The organism is Corticimicrobacter sp., from assembly GCF_040137905.1.
Classification (GTDB): domain Bacteria; phylum Pseudomonadota; class Gammaproteobacteria; order Burkholderiales; family Burkholderiaceae_B; genus Corticimicrobacter.
This window is the reverse complement of the sequence record NZ_JBEFDG010000017.1, coordinates 78500-85041: the sequence shown is the minus strand read 5'-3', so window position 1 is coordinate 85041 and position 6542 is coordinate 78500. Positions and strand designations below refer to the sequence as shown.

At 60.6% G+C, this 6542-nt stretch carries 7 protein-coding genes and 2 pseudogenes; 4 read left to right on the top strand and 5 right to left on the bottom strand.

The window, feature by feature from the left end; all coding sequences use genetic code 11:
* Positions 1–113: 113 nt before the first annotated feature.
* Positions 114–533 (top strand): annotated as a pseudogene (locus ABN482_RS02315) (IS66 family transposase); the annotation flags it as partial.
* A 201-nt stretch (positions 534–734) separates the two neighbouring features.
* On the opposite strand, the gene ABN482_RS02310 reads toward ABN482_RS02315, so the two are convergent.
* Positions 735–992: a hypothetical protein gene (locus ABN482_RS02310; RefSeq protein ID WP_143859382.1), complete on the bottom strand. Its 258-nt coding sequence runs from the start codon at positions 990–992 to the stop codon at positions 735–737.
* 142 nt (positions 993–1134) lie between these two features.
* Between ABN482_RS02310 and ABN482_RS02305 the strand changes: the two are divergent.
* Positions 1135–1217 (top strand): annotated as a pseudogene (locus ABN482_RS02305) (IS5/IS1182 family transposase); the annotation flags it as partial.
* Between the two features lie 49 nt (positions 1218–1266).
* Here the strand turns inward: ABN482_RS02305 and ABN482_RS02300 are convergent.
* The 3 genes from ABN482_RS02300 to ABN482_RS02290 form a co-directional block, all read right to left on the bottom strand.
* On the bottom strand, positions 1267–2541 hold the full coding sequence (locus tag ABN482_RS02300) for an amidohydrolase (protein ID WP_349502475.1): 1275 nt from the start codon (positions 2539–2541) through the stop codon (positions 1267–1269).
* Positions 2542–2577: 36 nt separating this feature from the next.
* Positions 2578–3162, bottom strand: a complete 585-nt coding sequence (locus tag ABN482_RS02295) for a helix-turn-helix domain-containing protein (RefSeq protein ID WP_109063071.1) — start codon at positions 3160–3162, stop codon at positions 2578–2580.
* 102 nt (positions 3163–3264) lie between these two features.
* On the bottom strand, positions 3265–4338 hold the full coding sequence (locus tag ABN482_RS02290) for a tartrate dehydrogenase (protein WP_349502474.1): 1074 nt from the start codon (positions 4336–4338) through the stop codon (positions 3265–3267).
* A gap of 97 nt (positions 4339–4435) precedes the next feature.
* On the opposite strand from ABN482_RS02290, the gene ABN482_RS02285 reads away from it, so the two are divergent.
* Positions 4436–5338, top strand: a complete 903-nt coding sequence (locus ABN482_RS02285; protein WP_349502473.1) for a LysR substrate-binding domain-containing protein — start codon at positions 4436–4438, stop codon at positions 5336–5338.
* A gap of 71 nt (positions 5339–5409) precedes the next feature.
* Positions 5410–5904 carry an Lrp/AsnC family transcriptional regulator gene (locus tag ABN482_RS02280; RefSeq protein ID WP_349502472.1) on the top strand — a complete coding sequence of 165 codons (495 nt, stop codon included), beginning with the start codon at positions 5410–5412 and terminating at the stop codon, positions 5902–5904.
* 31 nt (positions 5905–5935) lie between these two features.
* On the opposite strand, the gene ABN482_RS02275 is transcribed toward ABN482_RS02280, so the two are convergent.
* Complete coding sequence (locus ABN482_RS02275; protein WP_349502471.1) at positions 5936–6475, bottom strand: hypothetical protein; 540 nt, start codon at positions 6473–6475, stop codon at positions 5936–5938.
* Positions 6476–6542: the final 67 nt, after the last annotated feature.

Below are 6542 nucleotides of genomic sequence, written 5' to 3'. Positions count from 1 at the left end.
GACGCCACGACGCGCCATTACCTTGATCTCCACTGCTTGCTCCTGAGTCAACATTGTCGGTGGCCAAAAGGCCACCATCATTGCCCAGGTGGGTCAGTATTACATCGGCGCTAACAGAAATGGGCTGCATGGCGCATGCGCGGCGCAAGTTCCACGAACTGAACCAGTCGGGCAAAAGCCAGATCGCCGAACCGGCGTTGACCTTGATCCAGGTGCTGTATGCCATTGAGGCTCAGGCCAAGAGCCTAGCGTCAGAAGAACGACAGCGATTACGCCAGGAACAGGCCCGGCCATTAGCCGATGCGCTATATGCCTGGATGCTCGCGCATCGGGAAAAGGTGTCGGACAACAGCGGCACCAGCCGCGCCTTGGACTAGAGCTTGAAACGCTGGGCAGCGCTGACGCGCTACCTGGATGATGGGCACCTGCCCATCGACAATAACCGGGTGGAAAACCAGATCCGGCCGGTGGCGTTGGGGCGCAAGAACTGGTTGTTCGCAGGATCGCTGCGGGCAGGACGGCGGGCGGCTGCCGACGCTGCCCAATAGCAGGATCGGAGAACTGACCGTCAAGGTGGGGTCGTCGGACGCTTCCGGCGACTGACCCGAGATTATTAGCGGCTGCCAGAAACCCTTGCCGGCCGCACTTCGTTGTGTTTGCCATGCTCATGCTGAACAACATGCGGCAGAGATTAAGTCCATAACACGCTCTAAGCGTGGAAAAATATTTTTGGCTTATGTGATTAACACATCAATTCCGTTCAAATTTATACGACAACACCACTTTGAAATGGGATCTTTTTGAAACTCATTCAATACTGCAAAACCTTCAGCCAGTAAATATTCTTTTTCACCATTTTCATAGTGATTGTATTCATATATTGCTACAGGCCTACCAACCCACAGCATGATTTTTTGTCCTGAGGAGTCTTCGATTTCATCATCTTTAGAGAGAAGAACCAAATCTTTATCTATTAGCGAATTGAAGTCCACTCTGATTCTTGGCTTATCCATTCCTGATCACATAACGCCTACAAAACCAGCAAATATAGCAGTCTACAAATCAAATGGAAGCATGGTCCCTGCCTGGAATCTCTCATTGCAAGGCGGAGGGTCTTGGTTTGATGGCCGTACTGCATTTAGCGGCATCATTTTGTGCTGATGATGGGCATCGTCTGGGAAGGCCTGCCGCAGGAGCTTGGCTACGGCTCTGGCATGCCTAAAAATTTGCGGATCGATAATTTTCACTATTGGTAGATTCCAACTTTCACCCCACTCCCAAAACCACTCCCACCATCCCCCCCACCAACGCGACCCCCTTCCCCAGCACTCCTTCATCAAAATCAAACTCAGCCGTATGGTGCCCACTGGGCAGATCCGCCCCCAGCACTATATAAGCCGTCTTTCCCCCCCGAGCAGCCACCGCATGCGTCATCAACGTGGCATCTTCACTGACACGCACATCGTAGCGATTCACCGTGTCCCGAAAGGCACCACTGCACTGCGCAACTTCCCTCGCCCACGCCACCATATCGGCAGGGTTTTCCCAGTCTCGCGCTTCGCCGATCAGCCGAATATCCGCCTCCAGTTGATGCGCAGCCGCCGTCCCTGAAATCAGTGCCTGTACACGGGGATCCAGTGCGTCCAGGTCGTGCTGGCGCTCGGCGCGCAATTCGACGCCGAAGCGGGCTTCGTCCGGGACGATATTGAGAGCCTGGCCGGCGTGCATGGTGCCGACGTTTACGCGGATGCCCGGTTGGCCGGACTGCGCCAGGGCGTGCAGGCCGAGGGTGGCCTGGCAGGCACCGAGCAGCGCGTTGCGGCCGGTCTCCGGGGCGCGGCCGGCGTGGGCGGGGGCTCCGCGATAGGTCACGCTGTACTTGCGCGTGGCCAGGAAGCCGACCGGGTCCAGTGCCACGGTATCGGAGGGGACGCCCAGGCCGATATGAAAGCCCAGGAACACATCCACGTCATCGAGCCAGCCCTGTTCCACGATGGCGCGGGCACCGCGGGTACCCTCTTCTGCCGGCTGGAAGATCAGGCGCAGGGTGCCGCACAGGTGTGCTTTCTGCGTGGACATGATCTGGGCGATACCCAGTGCGATGGCCAGATGCCCGTCATGTCCACAGGCATGCATGACGCCGGTGTGCTGCGAGTGCCAGCCTTCCTCGGCGGGGCGATGGCCCTGCCCTTGTGTGTCTACTTCGTGGATCGGCAGTGCATCGAGGTCGGCACGGATGGCGACGGTGGGGCCGGGCCGGTCGAAATGCAGTTCGGCAATGCAGCCGGTGTGCGCAGGGCCTTCCGCGGGGGCACCCAGGATCTTGCTGCCGATGACGGGTGCGCCGGTCTTGATGTCGAAGCCGAGCGCTTCGACATACCGCGCCACGTAGGCGGTGGTGGCGGCTTCCTGCCAGCCCAGTTCGGGATGGGCATGCAGGTGTCGGCGCCATTGCACCAGTTTGGGGATCAGGGCCTGGGCCTGTTCGGCCATGGACCGGACAAGCGCAGGGTTGGGGACTGGCAAGGTAACGGTGGTCATGGCGAACAGAAATTCAATATATTGGAGGAATGAAACCTAGATGTATGAAACCGGCATCCGCGTATTCATGATCCAGAGCACATTGGCGGCCGTCTCGGTCTCGTTGCGCAGGAAATGGGTCTGCGTGCTGTCGAACTGAAAGCTGTCGCCCGCTTCCAGCCGGGCCTGCTGGCTGCCCACACCCAGGGTGAGCTGGCCGTCGAGTACCAGGCCGGCCTTTTCTCCCGGCCCGATCAGCACTTCGTCAGCGCTGGTATGGGGCGGGATTTCGATGATCATGAACTGGATGTCGTGCTTGCCGTGCGGTGTCAGCAACTGCTTGTTCAGCGGGCCGACGCTGAAGTGCGGGCGCTGCGCTGCGCGGCGCACGAAGTCGTGCTCGGCGCTGGGCTGCGCTTCTTCCTCATCGGTTTCCAGCAGGTCGGAAAGCGGTACGTCCAGCGCCATGCGCAGCCGTTCCAGGGTACGCAGCGAAGGGTTGGCGATGCCTCGCTCGACCTGACTGATCATACCGACGGAGACGCCGGCCTTGAGGGCGAGTTCGTTGACGGTCATCTTGCGCGTGCGGCGCAGGGCACGGATACGGGCACCGGGGCGGGCTGCAGCTGTCGAGTCGGGCATAACGAAATTTCAAGATTTTGAGTTGATTTCATTATATTTATATTTTTGCCTCTGTGTCGCCTATGTGCCGTCTCGTGCTGTATTCCCGCCCTGTGGGGGTCTTCAGGTTGCGTTTCGGATACGCTCGGCAATGTCCTGGCCGACGTCGGTTGTTCTGGCCTGACCACCCAGGTCGGGCGTGTGTGGCCCCTGCTTGAGCGAGTCCTCGATGGCGCGCACGATGGCGTCATGAGCCTCTGCATGACCCAGGAATTGCAGCATCAGCGCACCGCTCCAGATCATGGCAATGGGGTTGGCGATGCCCTTGCCGTAGATGTCGGGTGCCGAGCCGTGCACGGGTTCGAACAGCGAGGGGAAATCACGCTCCGGGTTCAGGTTGGCCGACGGTGCCAGCCCGATGGTGCCGGTGCAGGCCGGGCCGAGGTCGGAGAGGATGTCACCGAACAGGTTGGAGGCCACCACCACGTCGAAACGCTGCGGTTGCAGTACGAAGCGGGCGGTGAGGATATCGATGTGCTGCTTGTCCACTGCGATGTCCGGATAGTCGGCACCGATGGCATCGGCTCGCCGATCCCACCAGGGCATGCTGATGGCGATGCCGTTGCTCTTGGTGGCGACGGTCAGCTTGCGCTTGCGCTGTTGCGCCAGTTCGTAGGCAAACCTGAGGACGCGGTCGGTGCCCTTGCGCGAGAACACCGATTCCTGGATGACGATTTCGCGGTCCGTGCCCTCGAACAGGATGCCGCCGAGGTTGGTGTATTCGCCTTCGGTGTTCTCGCGCACGACCAGAAAGTCGATGTCGCCGGCCTTGCGTCCGGTCAGCGGGCATGGCACGCCGTCGAACAGGCGTACCGGGCGCAGGTTGATGTACTGGTCGAACTCGCGCCTGAATTTAAGCAGCGAGCCCCACAGGGAGATATGGTCGGGCGTGGTGGCGGGCCAGCCGACGGCACCGAAATAGATGGCGTCATAGCCCGAGAGCTGTGCCTTCCAGTCCTCGGGCATCATGGCTCCGGTTTGCTGATAGTAGTCGCAGTTGGCCCAGTCGATGGTGTCGATCTGCAGGCTGATGCCAAAGCGCTGTGCGGCAGCTTCCAGCACGCGCAGGCCTTCCGGCATCACTTCCCGGCCGATGCCGTCTCCGGCGATGGCGGCGATTTTCAGTGTCTGGCTCATGGTCTCTTCCTGTTGTGGTGTTGTGTCAGCCGCTCATCGTAAGCCTCGCTACCATCACCTACAATGAGCCATCTTGTGAACTGAATATTCACACATCATGAATAAAGATCCATTGCCGGAAGACCTGCGGGTATTCTGCGCGGTCGTCAGGCACGCCGGGTTTTCGGCGGCGGCGCGGCAGCTTGGCGCGTCGCCGGCCTATGTGACCAAGCGCATCCATGTGCTGGAGGCGGTGCTGCAGACGACGCTGCTGCATCGCACGACCCGGCGCGTGGCCGTGACGCCGGCTGGCGAGCGTGTCTACCACTGGGCGCTGCGGATTCTCGATGATGTCGAGCAACTGGTGGATGACATCAGCGCCACCCGGCGTGCCCCGCGCGGCGTGTTGCGGGTCTGCAGCAGCATCGGCTTTGGCCGGCGCGTGGTGGGGCCGGCCCTGTCGCAGTTTGCCCGCGAGCACCCGGCGGTGCAGGTGCGCTTCGAGGTGTTCGACCATCTGGTTGATATCGCGGCGGCGGGTTTCGATCTGGATATCCGCGTGGGGGAAGACATTGCGCCGGACATGATTGCGCGTCGTCTGGCGGACAACAGCCGCATCCTGTGCGCGGCACCCGAGTACCTGGCGCGGCGCGGCGAGCCGCGCTCGCTGCAGGAACTGGCGGCGCACGACTGCCTGGTGATCAAGGAGCGCGACCACCCTTTCGGAATCTGGCGTCTGCAGCATGGTCGCCAGGAAAGCCGCGTCAAGGTGCAGGGACCGCTGTCCACCAATCACGGTGAAATGGCCGTGCAATGGGCGGTAGACGGCCATGGCGTGATCCTGCGTTCGCAATGGGACGTGGCACCACTGATCCAGGCGGGAAAGCTGGTGCATATCCTGGCCGACTACCGGCAGGAGGCCAATGTCTGGGCGGTCTACCCGTCGCGGCTCAATGCCTCGGCCAAGGTGCGGGTGTTCGTGGAATTTTTGCAGCGCAGCCTGGATCGGGGGTTTCCCTAGTAACGGCAGCTCGGAGCGCCGGGGATAATGGATCGCGCCAGCCCGAATCCGTACGCTACACCTTTCCTGCCATGTCTGTGCCCATCAAACTCGATCGACTCGACCTGCGTATTCTGTCGCAACTGCAGCAGAATGGCCGAATGACCAATGTGGTGCTGGCCGATGCCGTCGGCCTGTCTGCCAGCCCGTGCCTGATTCGCGTCAAGCGGCTTGAAAAGGCCGGCTACATCGAGGGCTACAGCGCGCAGATCAACCTCAACAAGCTGGGCGATGTGCTGACGGTGTTTACCGAGGTGACGCTGAACGATCATCATCGCGAGGATTTCCAGCGGTTCGAGACGGCCATCCGTGATGTCGACGAACTGGTCGAGTGCCATCTCATCAGCGGCGGCTATGACTACCTGCTGAAATTCATGACGCGCGGCGTGGCTCACTACCAGCAGATCATCGAGGGCCTGCTGGAGCGCGATATCGGCATCGAGCAGTATTTCAGCTATATCGTGATCAAGTCGCCCATCGTCAAGAAACAGTATCTCGTCGAGCGGCTGTTCCCGGCTGTGGCGTAGGCCAGGTACCCGTATGAACCTGGCCGCTTGATCAGTCTGCCTGCTGCAGCATATCGAGCATCCGCGTCAACTGCGCATCGGCATGGGCCAGCTTGTCGGCCGGCACGTCGGCAGTGGACTGCACCGCAGCCTGAGGGGCCGAATAGTCCATGTAGGCCATGACATTGCTGTCGCCCCAGAAAAACGGATAGATCAGGGCGAAGTCATCCTCCGAGGGCAGTTTCTCGTCCTGCAACTGCTGGGCAAACACCAGCAGCGGCAGGATTTCCAGATAGTTTTCCGAGGCCATCACGATCCCGACCTGCCAGCATTGCGTCGGTTCGTCGTAGCTGACGACGGTGCCGGTACGCACATCGTTGCGCCACATCTCCAGGATGGCCTGGTTGGTTTCGCAGCGATAGGCCTGCAGGTCGCTGGCCGTCAGCGGCTGGTCGCCGTATTTTTCCCGGCTGTTCCACCATTGCAGCCATGCCGCGGTAAGTTCGGCGTTGCGCGGCGCAGCCTGGAGAAAGGCTTGCAGCCGCTCGGGGCTGATCGTGGCGCGCAGGAAAAAGGAATGCGGTTCAGACATGCAGGGTGGGCTCCGTTTGAAGATGACACCAATAGCGGAGCACCAGTATAGCGAGAGGCTGCTTTCC